At 75.4% G+C, this 18954-nt stretch carries 13 protein-coding genes; 7 read left to right on the top strand and 6 right to left on the bottom strand.

The window, feature by feature from the left end:
• Positions 1-6 precede the first annotated feature (6 nt).
• Together ITJ85_RS03075 and ITJ85_RS03080 are read right to left on the bottom strand one after the other, a co-directional pair.
• Positions 7-1149 carry a DegT/DnrJ/EryC1/StrS family aminotransferase gene (locus ITJ85_RS03075; RefSeq protein WP_217914889.1) on the bottom strand — a complete coding sequence of 381 codons (1143 nt, stop codon included), beginning with the start codon at positions 1147-1149 and terminating at the stop codon, positions 7-9.
• Positions 1146-1961, bottom strand: coding sequence for a sugar phosphate nucleotidyltransferase (locus ITJ85_RS03080; RefSeq protein WP_217914890.1), 816 nt, complete (start codon positions 1959-1961; stop codon positions 1146-1148). The genes ITJ85_RS03075 and ITJ85_RS03080 overlap by 4 nt, the downstream gene beginning before the upstream one ends.
• A gap of 253 nt (positions 1962-2214) precedes the next feature.
• On the opposite strand from ITJ85_RS03080, the gene ITJ85_RS03085 reads away from it, so the two are divergent.
• The 7 genes from ITJ85_RS03085 (at position 2215) to ITJ85_RS03115 (ending at position 12085) form a co-directional block, all read left to right on the top strand.
• The gene (locus ITJ85_RS03085; protein WP_217914891.1) at positions 2215-3291 is read left to right on the top strand and encodes a polysaccharide deacetylase family protein; all 1077 of its coding nucleotides are present in this window, start codon (positions 2215-2217) and stop codon (positions 3289-3291) included.
• Between the two features lie 56 nt (positions 3292-3347).
• Positions 3348-4211, top strand: a complete 864-nt coding sequence (locus ITJ85_RS03090) for a phosphatase PAP2 family protein (RefSeq protein ID WP_217914892.1) — start codon at positions 3348-3350, stop codon at positions 4209-4211.
• Between the two features lie 225 nt (positions 4212-4436).
• A complete protein-coding gene (locus ITJ85_RS03095) occupies positions 4437-6053 on the top strand; it encodes a NosD domain-containing protein (RefSeq protein WP_217914893.1) in 1617 nt (538 codons plus the stop codon).
• 16 nt (positions 6054-6069) lie between these two features.
• A complete protein-coding gene (locus ITJ85_RS03100; protein WP_281412220.1) occupies positions 6070-7080 on the top strand; it encodes a glycosyltransferase family 2 protein in 1011 nt (336 codons plus the stop codon).
• Between the two features lie 167 nt (positions 7081-7247).
• Positions 7248-8747: a proprotein convertase P-domain-containing protein gene (locus ITJ85_RS03105; protein ID WP_217914895.1), complete on the top strand. Its 1500-nt coding sequence runs from the start codon at positions 7248-7250 to the stop codon at positions 8745-8747.
• A 176-nt stretch (positions 8748-8923) separates the two neighbouring features.
• Entirely contained in the window at positions 8924-10252 is a 1329-nt protein-coding gene (locus ITJ85_RS03110; RefSeq protein ID WP_217914896.1) for a DUF11 domain-containing protein, read from the top strand.
• A 141-nt stretch (positions 10253-10393) separates the two neighbouring features.
• Positions 10394-12085, top strand: a complete 1692-nt coding sequence (locus tag ITJ85_RS03115; RefSeq protein WP_217914897.1) for a hypothetical protein — start codon at positions 10394-10396, stop codon at positions 12083-12085.
• Positions 12086-12089: 4 nt separating this feature from the next.
• Here ITJ85_RS03115 and ITJ85_RS03120 read toward each other — a convergent pair whose 3' ends face one another.
• From ITJ85_RS03120 to ITJ85_RS03135, 4 genes are all read right to left on the bottom strand, one after another.
• A complete protein-coding gene (locus ITJ85_RS03120) occupies positions 12090-15095 on the bottom strand; it encodes an oligosaccharide flippase family protein (RefSeq protein WP_217914898.1) in 3006 nt (1001 codons plus the stop codon).
• Positions 15096-15122: 27 nt separating this feature from the next.
• Positions 15123-16739, bottom strand: coding sequence for a tyrosine-protein kinase domain-containing protein (locus ITJ85_RS03125; RefSeq protein WP_217914899.1), 1617 nt, complete (start codon positions 16737-16739; stop codon positions 15123-15125).
• 84 nt (positions 16740-16823) lie between these two features.
• The gene (locus ITJ85_RS03130) at positions 16824-18020 is read right to left on the bottom strand and encodes a GNAT family N-acetyltransferase (RefSeq protein ID WP_217914900.1); all 1197 of its coding nucleotides are present in this window, start codon (positions 18018-18020) and stop codon (positions 16824-16826) included.
• Positions 18020-18775: a GNAT family N-acetyltransferase gene (locus tag ITJ85_RS03135; RefSeq protein WP_217914901.1), complete on the bottom strand. Its 756-nt coding sequence runs from the start codon at positions 18773-18775 to the stop codon at positions 18020-18022. The genes ITJ85_RS03130 and ITJ85_RS03135 overlap by 1 nt, the downstream gene beginning before the upstream one ends.
• Positions 18776-18954 lie beyond the last annotated feature (179 nt).

The following is an 18954-nucleotide window of genomic DNA, read 5'->3' on the forward strand; positions in this document are numbered from 1 at the left end:
CCGCCGCTACGCCACCCCGGCCCGCGCGCGGACGGGGAAGAGGGCGAGCACCCGGTCCACGTCGGCGTCGTCCATGGCGGGGTAGAGCGGCAGGGTGACCTCGCGGCGGGCGTAGTCCTCCGTGATCGGGAGGGACGCCTGCGGCTGGAACACCTTGAAGCCGTGCACGGGCTGGTAGTGCACGCTCGTCTGGATCCTCGCCTCGGCGGCCGCGGCCCGGACGGCCTCGCGGGCCTCCGCGCTCGGGGTGACCAGCGGCAGGATGTGGCACGAGCTCATCCGGTCGAGCTCCTCGTCGAACGGGATGAACCCGGCCTCCGGGACGCCCGCCAGGCCGCGCCGGTAGCGCGCGACCAGCTCGCGGCGCCGCTCGAGCATCCAGGGCAGCTTGCCGAGCTGCACCATGCCGAGGGCCGCCTCGAGCTCGCTGGGGCGGTAGTTGTAGCCCCGCTCGACCACGTCGTAGCCGCTCGCGTGGCCGCGCTCGCGGTCCCAGCTCGTGGCCGTCATCCCGTGCGCGCGCAGCAGGCGCATCCGCGCGACGAGGTGGTCGTCGTCGGAGGTCGACATGCCGCCCTCGCCGGTGACGAGGTTCTTGTTGGAGAAGAACGAGAAGCACGAGACGTCGCCGAGCGAGCCGGCCGGCCCCTCGGGCCCCCGGGCGCCGGGGGAATGGGCGGCGTCCTCGACCAGCGCCAGCGAGTGGCGGTCGCACAGGGCCCGCAGGGCGGCCATGTCGGCCACGTAGCCGGCGTAGTGCACCGCGCAGATCGCCTTCGTGCGCGGGCCGATGAGGGCACGCACCGCCTCGGGGTCGATCAGCGGGCGCTCCGGCGAGACGATGTCCGCGAACACCGGGGTGGCGCCGGTGTAGGCGACGGCGTTGGCCGTCGCCACGAAGGTGAGCGAGGGCACGATCACCTCGTCGCCCGGGCCCAGGTCGAGCGCGGCGAACGCGAGGTGCAGGGCGGCGGTGCACGACGACGCCATCACGGCGTTGCGCGAGCCGACGAACTCGGCGAAGCGGGCCTCGAAGGCGGCGGTGCGCGGGCCCATCGTGAGCCAGGCCGAGCGGACGACCTCGGCGACCGCCTCGACCTCCTCCTCGCCGAAGCTCGGCGCCGACAGGGGCAGCTGCTGCTCGCTCACGCGCGCACCTCCGCCGGGGCGAGCAGCTTGTCGCGGATGCGCTCGAAGTCGTCGATCGCCTGCTGGTAGTCGGAGTGGCGCCCGATGTCGAGCCAGTAGCCGTCGAAGGGGTAGCCCGCCACGCGGCGGCCGTCGTCCAGGAGGCGGCAGATCAGCTCCGGCACGTCGAGCCGCTCGCCCGGGGTCACGTAGTCGAGCGCCTCGGGCTCGAAGACGTACACGCCCATGGAGACGGTCGACTCGATCTCCGGCTTCTCGCGGTAGCTGGTGATCTCCCGCGCGGCGCCGACGTGGTCGCCGAGGTCCAGCACGCCGAACTCGACCTTGATCGGCCGGCGCATGACCGCGATCGACAGCAGCGCGCCGCTCTCCTCGTGGGCGGCGACGAGGTCCGGGAAGCGCAGGCTGGTGAGCAGGTCGCCGTTCATCACGATCAGCCGGTTGGCGCGCGTCTCCTGGGGCAGGAAGGCCAGCGGGCCGACCGTGCCGAGCGGGGTGCTCTCCTGGATGTAGTGGACGTCCATGCCGTAGCGCTCGCCGGTGCCGCAGTAGGCCCGGATGAGGTCCGCCATGTGGCCCACGGCAAGGGTCGCCTCGTCCCAGCCCTGCGCGTGCAGCTGCTGCAGCAGCACGTCGAGGATCGGCCGGTCGCCGAGGGGCATCAGCGGCTTGGGCAGCACGGAGGTGAACGGCGCGAGCCGCGTCCCCTTGCCGCCGGCGAGGATCACCGGCGAGGGCAGCCCCCTGGGATTGCCGGTGCCCACCCGGGCGGAGCCGTCCGTGGGGCGGAGCTGAACCGCGTCCGTGCTCATGTCTCTCCTCCTGTCGGGCACACGTCCTCCGCGCGGGTCGGGGACGAGCCGGACACCCCGGCGACCACCCGCGTCTCGTTTCCGGATACCTCTCCGCGAGCACCCTCGCACGGACGGCTCCGGCGGCAACGGGTCACAGGTCCAGTCCGATCGCTATTCGTTGGTCGGGGTGTCGTTTTGGTTTCATGACGCTCGTGTCATCGGCTCATGAGCGGCTCGTCGCGAGCCTCCGCGCGCGATCGGCGCCGGCGCGATGAGCGCCGCCCGGTCCGTCGCCCGCCGCGCCGCCGTGGCCGGGCTCACGGCGGCGCTGTCGCCGCGCCCGGTGGCCGACGCCGTCTGGGGGCGCGACCGGCTGACCGTGCTCGCCTACCACCGCATCGCCGACGTCCGCGACCCGGCGATGGAGTTCGACCCGGGCGTCGTGTCGGCCACGCCCGAGATGTTCGAGCGCCAGATGCGCTGGCTGGCGCGGCGCTTCGACGTGATCGCCCTCGACGACCTGCACGAGCACCTCACCACCGGCCGCCCGCTGCCGGCGCGGCCGGCGCTGATCACCTTCGACGACGGCTACCGCGACAACCACGAGGCGGCCTTCCCGGTGCTGCGCGGGCTGGGGCTGCCGGCGGTGATCTTCCTGGTGACGGGCGCCATCGGCACCGACCGGGTCATGTGGTGGGACGAGCTGGCCTCGCTGCTGCGCCGCACGGAGCGCGCCCGGGCGGTGCTGCCGCTCGCCGGGCTGCGCCCGCTCGACGGCCCGGGGGACCGCGAGGCGGCGCGGCTCGAGATGCTGCGGCTGCTGAAGGAGGTGCCCGATGAGCGCCGCGAGGTCGCGATGGGCGAGCTGCGCGAGGCGCTCGACGCGCCGGCGCCGCGGCCCGCGACGCCGCTCTTCATGGACTGGGACGCCGTGGCCGAGCTCGTCGCGGGCGGGGTCGACTGCCAGCCCCACACGGTCGACCACCCGCTGCTGGTCAGGGTCGACGAGGAGCGCGCCCGCGCGGAGGTCGCGCGCTCGGCGGCCGAGGTCGCCGCCCGCACCGGCCGCCCGGCCCGCGCGTTCGCCTACCCCAACGGCGACTACGACGCCACCACGCTGACCGCCCTGCGCGACGCCGGCATCACGATGGCCTTCACCATGCGCCTCGGCCCCTGCCGGGCCGACGTGGCCAGGCGGGCCCCGCTCGAGATCCCCCGCGTGCCGCTCGAGGCGCGCGACACCTGGGACATGTTCCGGCTCAAGGTCACGGGCGGCGTCGCCGCCGTCTTCGCGGCCGGGCGGCGCGTGCGCGGGCGCCTGCCGGCCGCGCGGGGCGCCGCCGGATGAGCTCCGCGCTGCGGCCGGCGGGGCGGCGGGGCCGACCGCGCGCGGTCGCCGCCCCGGTGGCGCGCCCCCTGCTGGTGGCGGCGGCGTGCCTCGTGCTGCTGGCCGCGGCCTACGCGCTGGCGCTCGGCACCGACGCCGTGCTGCGGGCCGACCGCGACCTGCGCTTCCCCCAGGTCGTGGGAGACTGGCGCCTGCGCGACGCCGCGTCGTGGGGCTTCGCGCGCGCCGGCGAGGTGATCTTCGGCGCCGGCACCGCGGCCGTGGTCGGCGGCGCGCTGCTCGCCTCCGGCGCGCGGCGCGCCCTGACCGCGGCCGCGGTCATCGCGGCCGGCCCCCTTGCCGGGGTGGCGCTGGCGGCCGCGCTCGGCGCCGCGGACCCGCTCGGCGGGGAGGCCCTGCGCCAGAGCCAGGGCGCCTTTCCGAGCGGCCACGCCTCGTTCGCGCTCTCCCTGGGCCTGGGCCTGGTCGTGGCGCTGCCGGCGCGGCGGCGCGCCGCCGGCGGCGTCGCCGCGGTGCTGGTCGCGGCGGCGATGGCGACCGGCATCATGGCGCTCGGCTGGCACTACCCGAGCGACGTGGCCGGCGGCTTCCTCATCAGCATCGCCGGCGCCGCCGCCGTCGTGGCGGCGCTCTGCCCGGGCCCCCCGCCCGGCGTGCGCGCCGCGGCGCTGGGCCGCCTGGCCGCCGTCGCCCTCGGCGCATGGGCGGCGCTCGGCGCCGTCGCGCTGTGGCTGCTCCCCGACGAGCCGGCGGGCGCCTTCGTCGACGCGCACCCCCGCTTCATCGCCTGCTGCGCGGGGGCGGCGCTGCTGGCCCTGGCGGGCGTGGCGGCCGTCTCGGCGACGGCCGGCGTGCCGGGCGCGCCGGCCGCCCCGCGGGCGGCCGCCCGGGCCGCCGGGCCGACGATTCACGGACGGTAAAGTTGACGCGGCTCTGACAGATGGCATACTGCTCCGCGCCCAACTGGAAGGCATGACCGCGCGGCATGCCTCGGCCGTCCCCCGCGGGCCGGTCGTCACGCGGTGGGGGAAGCGCGTTCGCCGGTGCCCCGGCGTCCTCCGCCCGGTGTCGCGCCGATTGCACCGTGCCCACGAAAGGACGCCGACTTGCCCCATGGGGACCGGCTCTCCCTTCCATCGCTCCGCGTGGCGGTCGTCCTCGCCGCGCTGAGCGCCCTCGCGTGCTGGATCGCCACGACGCCGTCCGTCGCCTCCGCGGCGCCGGCGTGCACCCGCTACGCGGCGCCCAACGGCAGCGACTCCGCCGCCGGCACCGCCTCGGCCCCGTTCCGGAGCGCCCAGCGGCTGCAGGACAGCCTCGGCCCCGGTGAGGTCGGCTGCCTGCAGCCGAACGCCGTCTACGAGGGGCGCCTGCGCCTCAACCGCAGCGGGCAGCCCGGCCGGCCCATCACGATGACCAGCGGTCCCGGAGCGGGCCGCGCGACCGTGCTCGGCGAGCTCTACGTGCCCGACGGGGCCTCCGACGCGGTCTACGACAACCTGGTCATCAACGGGCGCACGTCGTTCCGGGTCAACCCGAGCGTCAACGGCGACCGGATCACGTTCACCAACAACGTGATCACCGACGAGAACCACGGGATCTGCTTCCACCTGGGCAAGCCCGGCGAGGGCCGCGCCGAGGACATCGTCATCGACGGCAACCGCATCCACAACTGCGGCCGCCTGCCGGCGACGGGCTTCGACCACGGCATCTACCTCAACACCACGAACAACGTCCGCATCACGAACAACTACATCTACGACAACGCGGACTACGGCATCCACCTCTACCCCGACGCGCAGAACACGTACGTCGCGAACAACGTGATCGACGGCAACGGCCGCGGCATCACGTTCTCGGGCGAGGGCTCGACGGCCTCGAGCAACAACACGGTCGTCAACAACATCATCAGCAACTCGAAGGACACGTCCAACGTCGAGTCCTACTGGGGCGGCCCCACCGGCACGGGCAACCGCGCCGACGGCAACTGCCTCTGGAACGGCGCGCGGGGCAACATCGGCACCCAGCGCGGGTTCTCGGTGACCGACAACCTCGTGGCCGACCCGCTCTTCGCCGACCGCGGCGCCAAGAACTTCGCCCTGCGGGCGGGCAGCCCGTGCGCGGGCAAGGGCCCCGGGGCGCCCCTCTCGGGCTCGCCGGCCCCGGCGCCGGCCGCCTCGGCGCCCGCCGCCCTGACCCCCCGCACGCGCGCCCTGCGCACGCTGCGCCTCGGCATGCGCTGGGTCTCCGACAGCGTCTTCGTCGTGACGGCGCGCCCGCGCAAGGCCGGCCGGCTGAAGGTCGTGGCGCGCCACGGCTCGACCGTCCTGGGCGCCTGCGAGCGCACGGTGCGGCGCGCCGGCGCCGCGGTGCGCTGCCGCTTCACCTCCGCCCGCGCCGGCGCCTCGACGAAGAAGGTCGTGGTCGCCGCGCGCCTCGCGCCCAAGCGGGGCAAGGGCGTGCGGGTGCGGATCGCCGCGCCGCTGCCGCGCAAGCGGGTGCTCATGGCCGAGGCCAGCGTGAAGGCCGGCCGCCTCGTGGTGGGCGTGCGCTCGCTCAAGCCGGGCGACGTCACCGTGGTGGCCCGCGCCGGCGCGACGAAGATCGGCCAGTGCCGCAAGCGGGTCGTCCGCAAGAAGTCGATCGGCTGCCGGTTCGCCCTGGACGGGGCGGCGGGCAAGCGGGTCGTCGTCACCGCGGCGCTCGACCCGGCCGTCGGGCGGCGCGCCGTCACCAGGCTCGCCCGCCGGATGATCGTCTAGTGGCCGGCGGGCGCGGGTGAGCGAGCCGGAGCCGCCGCCCCTCGTCACCGTGATCATGCCGATCCGGAACGAGGAGGCGTTCATCGCCCGCAGCCTGGGGGCGGTGCTCGCGCAGGACTATCCGGCCGAGCGGCTGCAGGTCCTCGTCGCCGACGGGATGTCGGACGACGGGACCCGCTCCGCCATCGCCCGCCTCGCCGAGGCCCACCCGGCGCACGAGGTCGAGATCGTCGACAACCCCGGGCGCGTCGTGCCGACGGGCTTCAACGCGGCCCTCGACCGCGCCCGGGGCGACGTGATCGTGCGGGTCGACGGCCACACGATCATCGAGCCCAACTACGTGGCCGAGTGCGTCGCCGCCCTCCGCGAGACCGGCGCCGACAACGTGGGCGGCCGCATGGACGCGGTCAGCGACGGGCCGGTCGGCCAGGCGATCGCGCTCGCCACCTCGTCGCCCTTCGGCGTCGGCGACTCGCAGTTCCACTACGCGAGCGGGCAGCGCTGGGTCGACTCGGTCTACATGGGGGCGTGGCCGCGCGAGGTGTTCGACCGGGTCGGCCGCTTCGACCCCGAGATGACCCGCAACCAGGACGACGAGTTCAACTACCGGCTGGGCGCGGCCGGCGGGCGCATCCTGCTCACCGACCGGATCCGCTCCCGCTACTACAACCGCAGCTCGCTGACGGCGCTGTTCCGGCAGTACCGCCAGTACGGCCACTGGAAGGTGCGCGTGCTGCAGAAGCACCCCCGCCAGATGAGCGCCCGCCAGTTCGTGCCGCCGCTGTTCGTGGCGGCCCTGGCCGGCGGGGCGGCCCTGGCGCCGTTCAGCCGGGTCGTGCGGCGCCTCTGGCTGGGCCTGGCGGGCGCGTACGGGCTCGCCAACCTCGCGGCGTCGGCCGCGATCGCCCGGCGCGCCGGCCTGCGCCACATGGCGCGGCTGCCGGTGGTCTTCGGCGCGCTGCACATCGGGTACGGCGCCGGGTTCCTCGGCGGGCTGGTGCGCTTCCGCGACCGCTGGCGGGGATAGGGCCCCAGGCCCCGCGCCGCCGCGGGTTCTGATCGGTTGCGGCACGACGCCCTTACGAAAGTCGAGTCGCCAAACCCCCCGTCCGACCCTCCCTCGTCACACGGGCCGGAGGACAGACTCCTCCCCGGTCCACCCGCACGATCTAAATGACGAACGGAGTGTCGAGAATGACGGTTCGAGACCACCTGGGACGGAGCCTGGCCGTGGGCGGGGCGCTCGCGGTGCTCGGTGTCGGCGCCATGACGATGACCGAGCGGGCCTTGGCTGTCGCTCCCGATCCCACCGCCGGCGCCACCGGCCAGGAGGCGACCTACGCCAGCCAGGGCGCGCAGAACAACAAGCCCGTCGGCCCGCTGGCCGGAACGGTCACCACCTCGACGATCACCGTCCCCGAGTCGGCGCAGTCCTACCTGCGCGACGTGGACCTGCGCACCTTCCTCAAGCACAGCGCCTCGGGCGACGTGCGCATCGAGCTGACCTCGCCGGCCCGCCCCGGGCAGGCGGCCCGCACCGTGACGCTGATCCCGGGGCAGAACGGGGCCCGCGGCACGAACGACGTCTTCGACGGCACGGTGTGGGACGACTCGTCCGACGTCCTCGCCAGCGACCTCGACTCGACGCTGCTTCCGCCGGAGGTGGCCCCGCAGGCGAGCCTCGCGCCCGAGGGGTCGCTCGGTGCGTTCGTCGGCATCGACCCGCGCGGCGTCTGGACGCTCCGCGTCACCGACACGCTCGACGCCGAGGGTGACCCGGCGGTGGACGGCGGCACGCTCCAGTCGTGGGAGCTCCGCCTCGCCACGCAGAACCCCGCGCCGGTCGTCGGCGCCGCGCAGACCTTCAACAGCGGCGGCGGCTCGGTGACCATCCCGAACGCGCCCGCGCCGGCCGTCACCAAGACGATCACGGTGAGCGGTCAGAAGAACTACCTGGCCGACCTCGACCTGGTCACCAACATCGTCCACGAGAACCCGGGCGAGCTCGAGATCCGGCTCTCGCACGGCGGCCGCACGGTCGTCATCTCGACGGGCTCGGACGGCCCGACCCAGTTCTACTCGAACCGCACCTTCGACGACTCCGCCTCGGTGCTCGTCGGTCGCGCGCCCGAGGGCACCCCGCTCTCGGCCTCGCTCATCCCCGAGGGCGCGCTCGCCGCCTTCCGCGGCATGGACCCGAACGGCGACTGGACGCTCTCGGTCAACGACACGGTCGGCACGCCGACCGGCACGCTCCACGGCTTCCAGCTCAAGATCGCCACGGCGGAGGGCCAGGCCGCCCAGCAGCCGGGCCCCGGCCCGGTCGCGCCCGGCCCGGTCGCGCCCGGCCCGGCCGTCCCGAACCCGCCGACGCCGCCCGTCGTGCAGCAGGTCAAGAAGGTCGGCGTCAAGCAGTTCGCGCTCTCGAAGAACGCGAAGAAGCGCACGCTGACCATGCGCGTCGGCTGGATCAACGGCTCGGGCCGCGTCACCTACACCGCCACGGTCAGCGCCAAGATCGGCAAGAAGACGGTCCGCACGACGGTCCGCGGGGCCGGCGCGGCGGGCGCGAAGAACGTCCGCAAGACGGTGAAGCTGCCGAAGGCCTGGAAGGGCAAGAAGGTCACGGTGCGCCTCGTCGTGAAGAACGGCTCGACGACGGTCGTCAAGACCAAGTCCATCCGGCGCTTCTGAGGCACGCGCCCGCGCGGGGGGTCCCGGGTTCCGCCGGAACCCCCCGCGCAGGCGATCGAGTGACGAACTTGGCGATTCGTCCTCCGCTCCACGTAAGCTGCCCCCTGCACGACCGCCGACTGGGCCGATCGGACCAGCCGGCCTTCCCCGTTCGGTCCACCTCGGAGGTCGACTCGATGACGCACGCTGTAGGCGGGAGGCTCCTCCAACGAGCGGTCCTCGCACTGCTCGCCCTCCTCGCCGCCGTGCTCGCGCTGCAGGTCACCACGGCGACGGCGGCACCCCAGACGCAGACGTACATCGGCGCGGACGACGGGCCGACGCCCGACATCTACCGCAGCGACATCGCCGACTACTTCAAGCCGGACGGCTCGCCGGCCGCCATGGTCGGGCAGGCCGGCACGCTCAACCTCGCGCTCGACGGCGAGCCGGTCGTCGCCTACTGCGTCGACGTGGACGCCGGGCTCAGCACGACGCCGGTCACCTCGGACGTGACCGAGGTGCCGCTCACGACCGTCGACGCCCGCGCAAAGCTCTACATCCTGCTCAACGCCACGCCGTCCGGCGCGCCGACGGCCGACAAGCAGCACCGGGCGGCCGTCGCGCAGGTGGCGATGTGGGTGCTCGAGGGCGAGCTCCGCGAGACGGACCCGACCTCGGACGCCGCGCTCAACGCGGACGTCGCGGCGCTGATCGCCACCGCCCGCGCCTGGGCGGCCACGCCCGGCACGCTGTCCCTGACCGTCGCCCCGCCGGCCGCGGGCGCCACGACGGCCACGGTCACGGTCACGGGCCGTCCCGGCTCGGTCGTCGCGCTCACGATCACGGCCGGCCAGGGCACCCTCTCGGCCGGGCAGCTCACGGTCGGCGCGGGCGGCTCGGCCACCGCGACCCTGACCTCGCCCGCGCCGGGCACGGTCACCGTCGGCGCCAGCACCACCGGCGACGGCCAGCTCTTCCGGATCAGCCCGAGCAACGCGAGCCAGGCGACGAACTACGCGCGCCCGACCGTCCTCACGGCCACGGCGCCGGTCACATTCGCCCCGGCGCAGGTCACCCCCGGCCCGGGCCCGGGCCCGGGCGTGACGCCGAGCGTGCCGGTCACCGGCCGTCCGGCGGGCCCGATCGCCCTGCGGATCAGCAAGACGGCCCCGACCACGCGGCGCGTGCTGCAGCTCGTCAGGTACCGCATCACCATCCGCAACACGACCCGCCGGGCCGCCACGGGCGTCGTCCTGCGTGACCGCATCCCGCGCGGCCTGACCTTCGTGCGGGCCAGCCGCAAGGTGCAGATCCGCGGCGGCGCGGTCGTCGTCCGGCTCGGCCGCCTGGCCCCGGGCGCGCGGCGCACGGTGACCATCTGGATGCGCGCGAGCGCCGGCGTGAAGGGCGCCCGCACCAACGTGGCGACCGTCCGCGGCACGAACGTCCGTCCGCGCTCCGCGCGCGCCGGCACCACGTTCCGTCCGCTGGCCGGCCGCGTCATCCCCGCGGTGACCGGCTGAGCTGACGCCGCCCCACCTGGCGTGACCGACGGGCGGATCGACCTCGATCCGCCCGTCGCCGTCGACGGGCCCCTCGCCTCCACCGAGCGGGGGAGGCACAGGGTGCCAATCGGCGGTTCGGGCGGTTAGAGTGGTGCGGTCGTGAGGCCACACCGCAGCCGACACCGCCTGCTCGCGTGCGCCGCCGTCGCGGCCGGCCTGGGCGTGTCGTCGGCCGGCGCCCAGGCCGCGCCGCCGCCGCCGACGGTCACCCCGTCGCCGGGTCCGTCGGCGAGCGCGACGCGCACCTTCACCTGGCCCGCCATGGCGCCGTCCGTCGCCGGCCCCGTCACCTACGAGGTCGCGGTCACGACGACCGCCGCCCAGCCGATCATGGGGCAATCCGTGAGCGGCACGTCGGCGCAGCTGTCGCTGCCCGAGGGCGACGCCTGGTTCCACGTCAGGTCGGTCGAGCCCGCCGCCGTGCCCTCGCACAGCGACTGGAGCACCTTCGGGCCGTACCGCACCGACCTGACCGACCCGGTCATCGCCGTGCAGCAGACGCCCGCGGCGAACCCGCGCGGGTGGGTCAACGCCGCCGCGACCGTCACCTTCCTGTGCACCGACGCAAACCTCGCGACCTGCTCCGACCCCGTGACGTTCGGCGAGGGCGCCGGGCAGGTCGCCACCGGGACGGCGACCGACGCCGTCGGGCGCTCGGCCACGGCCACGGCGACGGTCAACGTCGACCTCACCGCCCCGGCGCCGGCGCAGCCGGCGGCCCCGGGCGCGGGCGCGGTGGTGACGTCGACGCGCCCGGAGTTCCGCTGGGCGCCGGCGTCCGACCCGCTCTCGGGCCTCCAGTACTACGAGGTCTGGGTCGAGGGGCGCGGGAAGGTCGGGTCGACGTGGGCCACCCGCACGAGCCTGGTCTCGAGCCAGACCCTTCCGGCCGGCCCGGTGCGCTGGTACGTGCGCGCGGTCGACAACGCGAACAACGCGGTCGCGTCCGAGGTCGTGGCGTTCACGCTCAACCCCGACCGCCCCCAGCAGCCGGCCGACCCCCCGCCCGGCCAGCCCGCCAGGACGATCACCGACTCCGGCACCCCGGCGCCGCCGCTGGTGCGCCGCCCGGCGGGCACCCGCGCGCCGCGCCCGGCGCTGCTGCGCGCCCGCGCGCTGCGGCCCGCGGCCGGCCGCACGGTCCGGACGCTGCGGCCCACCCTGCGCTGGCTGCGCCGGCACCGCATGGCGCGGCTCTACAACGTCCAAGTCTACGAGCTGCGGCGCGGGCGCGTGCGCAAGGTGCTCACCGCGTTCCCGCGGCGCAACGCCTACCGGGTGCCGAAGGGCAAGCTGCGCGCCGGGCGCCGCTACGTCTGGCGCGTCTGGCCGTACCTCGGCACGAAGGGCTACGCGAAGGCGCCGGTCGGCGTCAGCTACTTCGACGTGAGGGCGCCGCGGCGGCGGCAGGCGGAGATCACGCTGTCGGCCCGCCAGCTGCGCATCAACCAGCGCATCTCCCAGGCGGCCGTGCGGCGCGTCAACGAGCTCGCCGCCCACCTCGACGGCCGCCCCGCCCCGGCGTCCGCGGGCGCATCGGCGACGCCCGGCCGGGTGCGCCTCGCGGCGCGCCAGCTGCTCATCAACCAGCGCATCTCGCAGGCCGCGGTGCGACGCGTGAACACGGTGCGGGCGCGTCTGGAGGGACGCCCGATGCCGAAGCGGGCGGCCGCCGCGGCGACGCGCGGACCGGTGCGGCTCTCCGTGCGCCAGCTGCGCATCAACCAGCGCATCGCGCAGGCGCCGGTGCGCCGGATTCGCGCGATCCGGCGCGAGCTGGGCCTGGACTGACCGGCTAGCGGGAGTCGGCCGCCGCGGGCACCCGGTCCGGTCGCGGCGCCCACGGCGAGATGACCGGCGCGCCGCGGGTCGCCTCGGGGGCGCGCACCCGCGCCTCGGCGGTGCGCGCCACGCCGAGCATGGCGACGCAGATGCCGAGCAGGATCCAGAGGGTGCGCTGGTACTGCCCGGAGATGAAGACGTCGGCCACGAGCACCCCCACGGTGCCCGCCAGGACCGTCCTGCTGAGCAGCTCGAGCTTGAGGTCGCCCGCCAGGCGGAAGAGGTGCGCCGCCCGCGTCGCGGCCACGAGGCAGATGAGCAGCAGCACGCCGAACAGCGCCATGCCGACCGTCCCCAGCTCGACGAGCACGTGCAGGTACATGTTGTGGGCCACCTTCGGCGTCTCGGTGAAGAAGTCGCCGCGGCGCACCAGCCCGGGCTGGGCGAGGTAGCGGGGCGTCGCCTCGGTGTAGGTGCCGGCCCCGGAGCCCTTCGTGGGGTGGTCGCTGTAGGCGCGCCAGCCCACCCGCCAGATGTCGGTGCGCCCCGTGCCACCGTTCGAGGCCAGCTCGTCGCTCTGCACGATCTGGCTGAGCCGCTCCCGGGTCTGGGGCGCCGCGGCGACGTTGATGTAGCCGACCACCACGATGCCGACGACCACGCTCGCGGTCAGCACCCGCAGGCGCCAGCGGCCGCCGAAGATGGTCCAGACCGCGAGGGCGGCCACGATCGCGACGATCCCCCCGCGCGAGCCGGAGAGCACGATGCCGAGCGCGCAGACGAGCGCGCCGCCGGCGAACAGGAAGCGGCGCAGCATGGTGTCGGCGTAGGCGGCGAGGGCCGCGCAGATGAGCAGCGCGGGGACGCAGAAGGCGGCGAACTCGTTGGCGTCGGCGAGCGTGCCGGCCAGCCGCCCCTCGGGGGTGTTGCCCGTGGCGATGCCGACGAGCGTCGACAGGACCGCGCTGATCGCGTAGGCGCCGCACAGCAGGATGGCGGCGCGCCGGTTGCGGGCGGCGGTGAACACGATGGCCAGCAGCAGGATGCCGAGCGCGTAGCGCTGGATCGCCTCGACCGTGTACCCGGGGTTGAGCGACCAGAGGATGGACGCGACGCACCAGGCCATGAAGGCGACGGCCACGAAGGCGAGCAGCGGGTTGTGGGCCGTGAAGCTCAGGTAGCGGCGCCGCGCCGACGGGTAGCGCAGCGTCACCAGCCAGGTGATCAGCAGGATCACGCCGGCGCCCTTCGTGATCAGCGACTCGCCGGCGCCGATCACCAGCGCGAGCGGCTGGATGATGATGAAGGCGACGGCGCCCACGGTGATGTCGGACAGCAGCAGCGCCATCACCGCCAGGCCGGCGAGGCCGCCGATCGCCAGGAGCGGCGAGGCGCCGACCGCGCCGCCCACCACGAGGGCGGCGGCCACGGTGCCCAGGGGCAGCATGGCGTTGGGGGAGGCCAGCGACGCGCGCCACTCCGGCCAGCTGGCGCGGATCAGCGCCCGCGTGCCGCGGAAGCGCGGCGGGATGCGCAGCTCGTCGGCGCTGAGCTCGCCGCTGCCGAGCAGCGTGGCCAGCGCCGCGGCGATGCCGAGCGGCACGGCGACGGCCAGCCGCAGCAGGCCGGGCCCGGGCGCCTGCAGCACGACCCAGCACACGGCCCCGCCCACCACGGCAGCGACGGTCGAGCGGGCCACCGTGGCGGCCAGGGCCCGCTCCTGGAGGGGCAGGTGGCGCTTGACCAGCACGTAGTGGCCGGCCACGAAGCCGAAGATGGCCACGTTGGTGCCGATCGCGGCGCCGTAGAGGCCGATCGTCGGCAGCAGGATCAGGTCGAGCACCAGGTTGCCCAGGAAGGCCGCGAGGGCGATCCACTTGCGCGCCGACGCCACGCCGATGAAGTCGAGCGCGCGCGAGAGGATCGGCGCGAGCCCGATGAGCACGATGTAGGGCAGCAGCGCCTGCAGGACGGTCGCGCTCTCGGCGAACTCCGCGCCGAGCGCCGCGGCGATCAGGTCGTCAGCCGACGCGGCCGTGATCGCGCCGATCACGAGGTAGAAGATCAGCGACACGCGCAGGGCCTTCGACAGCAGCGGACCGGCGGTGGCCGGGTCGGCCGAGGCGATGCGCGGCGTGACCGACGACGCCAGGCTCAGGCCGAGCAGGCCGAGGATCGTGGCCACGCGCCAGGGGGCGTCGTAGAGGCCGACGGCGTCCGTGTCGATGAAGACGCCCAGCAGCACCAGGTCGACCCGCTCGAACAGCAGCCACGCGACCCCGGCCAGCCAGATGTGGTTGCCGTAGCGCAGGATCGTGGCGCTGGAGGCCTCGACCTCGGGCAGCCCGGCCCGGCGCTCGAGGTACGGGCGCATGTACCAGAGACCCACCGCGACCGTCGCCATGTAGCCGATCGCGTTGCCGAAGATGGCCGCCACGACCCCGAAGCCGCCCATCAGCAGGGCGAGCACGACGACGAACTCGACCACCGCCTTGACGAGCGACATGACGGCGATCAGGCCGCCCCGCTGCACGCCCTCGTAGACGCCGGTGACCCACTGGTAGCCCGCGCTGAAGAACAGCGCGAGCGCGGCCGCGCGCACGGCGTTCTCGAGCTCCGGCTCGCCGAACGCCGAGGCCAGCGGGCCGGCGATGATCGCGAGCAGGCCGAAGGTGGTGCCGGCCACGACCGTCCGCAGCCGCAGGCCGCGCAGGATCACCCGCGAGATGCCGATCCCGCCGTTGTAGCCCTCGGCCACCCACCGCGAGGTGGCCGAGTCGATGCCGAGCGAGGCGAACAGCGCGGCCAGCGTCGCGATGGTGAGCGCGAACGCGTAGTCGCCGTAGCCGTCCAGGCCCAGCATGCGGGCCAGCACGATGGTCAGGACCCCCGTGGAGAGGGCCCCGACCACCCGCGACCCCAGGATCAGGATCGTCTGGCCCGCGACGCTCGTCGTGCGCCGCTCCTCCGCCGGGGGCGCGCCCGCGGGCGCGACCGCGGCGTCGACCGGATCAGCCACCGCTCCGACCTCCGTGCCGGACGGGCGTCATCGCGTCCGCGTCTGGCGCCTTCGCGGCTCGCTCGACTCGGCGCGGACCGTGCGGCGGGCGGGCGTGCGCCCGTCGCCGCGCTGGTCGATGAGCGTGTCGTCGGCGCCGCGCCGCCGGCTGCGGCGCGTCCACCCGACGATGCACAGGCCCCGCGGCACGATGTCGTGCCGCACGAGGACGTCGGCGAGCCGGCTGAGCGCGCTCAGCTCGGTCTCGCCGCGGCGGATGACCACGATGACGTCGTCGACCGTGGTCGCGATCGGCAGGGCGTCGGCGACGGCCCCGAGGGGCGCCGCGTCGAAGATGATGAAGTCGGCCCGCGTCGCGGCGTCGTCGAGCAGCTGCCCCACGATCGCCGGGGACATGGCGACGACCGCGGCGCTCGAGTCGGCGTCCGCGCCGCCCAGCACCTCGAGGCGGCCCCGGAAGCCGGGGATCTCCACCACGGCGCCCTCGAGCGGGGCGCGGCCCATCAGCACCGAGCCGGTGCCGTGCGAGGTCGTCAGGCCCAGCGCACGGGTGACGGCGGGCTGGCGCAGGTCGGCGTCCACCAGCAGCACCCGCTGGCCGGCGTCGGCCAGCGTGCGCGCCGTCTCGATGGCGGAGGCGGTGCGGCTCTCGCCGTCGCCCGCGCTGGTGAACAGCAGCGAGCGCGGGCGGTGCGGGTCGCGCCGCAGCACGGCGATGCCCTGGGCCAGGTCGCGGTAGGCGTCGGCGGCCAGCGAGCTGGCCACGGCGCCGGTGCGGCCCTTCGGCACGCGGGCGAGCACGGGGAGGTTGAAGCGCTCGGTGAGCTGCCCCTCGGTGCGCACGCGGCTGCTCGCGGTGTCGACGGCCACCGCGCCGCCGAACGCGATCAGCAGGCCCACCACGAGGGCGATCGCCACGACGAGCTTCAGCTCGGGGGTGGTGGGGGAATCGGGCACGGTGGCCTGGGTGCCGAGCTGCACCGACGGGTCGTTGGCCTGGCGGAGCGCCTCGAGCTGGGCGATGCGGTCGGTCAGCGACTGCCGCGTGCTCTCGGGCAGCGCCGGGCCCGACTCGGCGAGCTGGGCGTTGATCCGGTCGATGAGGGTGTTGACCTGCTCGCGGAACTGGGCGCTGCGCACCTCGACCGTGCCGTTGGCGAAGGCGTTGGCCACCGCGGCGGCGCGCTCGGCGCTGTCGGCCGTGGCCGACACGGAGACCAGGTAGCTGCCGCCGATCGGGGTCGCGGTGATCGTGGAGAGCAGCTGCTGCGGATCGCCGCCCACGCCCTCGGTGGCGGCGGCCCGCTGGGCCACCGGGATGGTGCGCACGTAGCGCGCGAGCGTCTCGACGTCGCGGCCGGGCACGCTCGTCTCGCGGATGACGCTGATGCCGTCGAACCGCGGGTCCTGGCTGGAGACCGGCGAGACCGTGAGGAGCGCCTCCGCCTCGTAGCTCTTCGAGGTGAGCTGCACGGCGAGCACCGCCGCGCCGACGACGCAGGCCGTCAGCACCAGCATCAGGCGCCAGTGGTCGCGGGCGATCGCGAGGTACCTGGCGAGGCCCCCGCGGTGCTCCGGCTCGCGCAGCCAGCCGCGCTCGCTGCGCCCGGCGGGGCCGGGCGGATTCATTCCGTTGAAGGTCATTCGGCGGACTTTACTCCCGGTCGGAGCGCTGGAATCCCCGGCGCGGGCAGGCGGACGCCTGCGCGCCGTGCGCTCGGTCTGCGGTCATTCTCGGTCCCCTCCCGGCCCCGCATGAGCGGGCCGGTCGCGACGCAGGCCGGCGGCCACCCGGCGCGCGGCGGCCGCGGCGGGGCGCAGGGCCGGTGCGACCCTGCTCCCGGCCAGGGCCACCCTCGCCCGCTCCAGCCGGTGCGCCAGGCGGCCCGCCGGCGTCGGCGGGAACGCCGTCACGAGCAGCTGGTGCTCGATGCCGGTCGCCCAGGCGGCCTTGTAGGGCTCGAGGTGGCCGGCGAAGTCGAAGCGCGCGAGGCGCGCCTCGAAGACGCGGCGGACCAGCGCCTCCAGCAGCAGCGTTCCGGGCGACAGCCGCGCGGCGGCCGGGTCGTAGCCGATCTTCAGCGCGTGGTGCACCCCGTGCGCCTCGACGCCGAAGCCGAACGCGATCGGGCGCCCGTCCAGGCGCACGAACGTCAGCCGCAGCCACCCCTCCCGCGCCGCCCAGGCGGCCAGGTCGCCGTAGTAGCGCCGCGAGCGCGGGTCGACGGCGACGGCCGTGCCCTCGGCGGTCTTCCAGCCGGAGCCCTCGACGGCGAAGCCCTCGGCGAGCAGGGGGCCGAGCTCGTCCACGTCGAACCGCTCGCGGACGTCGATCCAGAGCGTGCCCGCCTCGCGCGCACGCCGGGTGAGCCGCTCCACCTTGTGGCGCAGGTTGCGCGAGCGGCCGCGCCAGTAGGCGTCCCAGCCGTCGGCCGTGTCCACGACCGGGCAGTGGACGTTGACCCGCGTCAGCAGCCGGTGGCCGAGCTCCTCCGCCGCGTTCCGGAAGGCGTCGTGCGACCCGGATCCGGCGGTCACCGGCAGCAGGTCGGCGCGCCGCGACCCCTCGCGGAGCACGCGGATGGCGACCGACCGCGCCGCCGCCGCGTCGGTCGCGACGATGCCGACGGTCGGCGTCTCGAAGTTGCCGGGCGGCGCGATCCGGCCGCCGCGGCGGACGATCGGCAGCGCGCCGACCAGCTCCGGGCCGCGTCGCGCGGCGACGAGGCTGGGCAGGGTGCCGTCGCCGAAGGTGGCGCGCCACAGCCGCACGTAGCCGGGGTGCAGGAACGGCGACACCCGCGCCCGCCGCGCCAGCGCATCCCACTCGCGCTCGAGACCCGCGGTGAGGGGCTCGAGGGTGGCGGCCACGTCGCCTGCGTCCCTCGCGCCGCCGGCGCGGCCGGGCACCTGCGTCGTCGCCATCAGGCCGCGGGCGAGGGCGGTGGACGCCGGGTCAGGCCCGCGCTGCGGCGGTAGAGGCGCAGGGACGGCCGGCGCGCGCCCGTGCGCCGCTCGTGCAGCAGCCCGAGCCCCGGCACGCCGATCGTGAGGAAGGACGCGATCGGGTGCGCGCCGTGGCGCCCCGCCGCCCGCAGCGACGGCTCGTTGAGGTGGTCGATCACGGACACCACTCGCCGCACGCCCTCGCCCTGCAGCTCGCCGAGCGCGTGGATGGCCATCGCGGAGGCGATGTTGCGGCCGCGGGCCCCCGGGACCACGAACGCGTCGTACGCCCAGCGCTCGTCCGGCTCGAGGACGAAGCGGATGTCGTCCTCCTGCCAGGCGCCGGCGCGGAACCAGTAGTAGCCGACGGGGGCGCCGTCGATCAGTCCGATGTAGCCGCGGTCGCCGCCCGCCAGGCGCTCGCGCAGCTCGGCCTCGGGCGCGCGGCCGAGGCCGGCCAGCAGCGGCAGGTCCGCGGCGCCGGCCCGGCGCGTCTCGAGCCCCGGCGCGCCGGGGCCCGCGACCGGCGGCAGCGTCTCGTGGACGCTGTACCACTGCGCGTGCAGGAGGCCGTCCGGCACGCGGCCGGCCACCGCGATCGCCGCGCCGAGCAGGCCGTGGCGCCGGTACGCCTGGCGCAGCGTGCCCGCCCGCCGCCAGAGCGAGGTCATCCCGTACGTGGCCGCGCCCGCCGCCAGCGGGGCGCTCTGGATGTAGTGGAGGGTGTGCCCCATCTGAACCGAGTCAGTGTCACCGATCGTCCCCCTGACGAACACGTCCGATGGTCGAGGGCGGGGTCGCCGTCCGGGGGGCGTCCGATGCGGGATGGTCCCGGCGGATAGGATGCCCGATGGCCGCGGGCCGCGGGCGCCTCCGGCGCCCGCCCATCGGGCCCGGCCCCCCGAAGCACGTC

It is taken from the genome of Miltoncostaea marina (assembly GCF_018141525.1).
GTDB lineage: Bacteria > Actinomycetota > Thermoleophilia > Miltoncostaeales > Miltoncostaeaceae > Miltoncostaea > Miltoncostaea marina.

Bases quoted from the DNA above. Each gene is read 5' to 3' on its own strand.
- ITJ85_RS03080 (WP_217914890.1), bottom strand. From the start codon at position 1,961: ATGAGCACGGACGCGGTTCAGCTCCGCCCCACGGACGGCTCCGCCCGG.
- ITJ85_RS03085 (WP_217914891.1), top strand. From the start codon at position 2,215: ATGAGCGCCGCCCGGTCCGTCGCCCGCCGCGCCGCCGTGGCCGGGCTC.
- ITJ85_RS03105 (WP_217914895.1), top strand. From the start codon at position 7,248: ATGACGGTTCGAGACCACCTGGGACGGAGCCTGGCCGTGGGCGGGGCG.
- ITJ85_RS03110 (WP_217914896.1), top strand. From the start codon at position 8,924: ATGACGCACGCTGTAGGCGGGAGGCTCCTCCAACGAGCGGTCCTCGCA.
- ITJ85_RS03125 (WP_217914899.1), bottom strand. From the start codon at position 16,739: ATGACCTTCAACGGAATGAATCCGCCCGGCCCCGCCGGGCGCAGCGAG.
- ITJ85_RS03130 (WP_217914900.1), bottom strand. From the start codon at position 18,020: ATGGCGACGACGCAGGTGCCCGGCCGCGCCGGCGGCGCGAGGGACGCA.
- ITJ85_RS03135 (WP_217914901.1), bottom strand. From the start codon at position 18,775: ATGGGGCACACCCTCCACTACATCCAGAGCGCCCCGCTGGCGGCGGGC.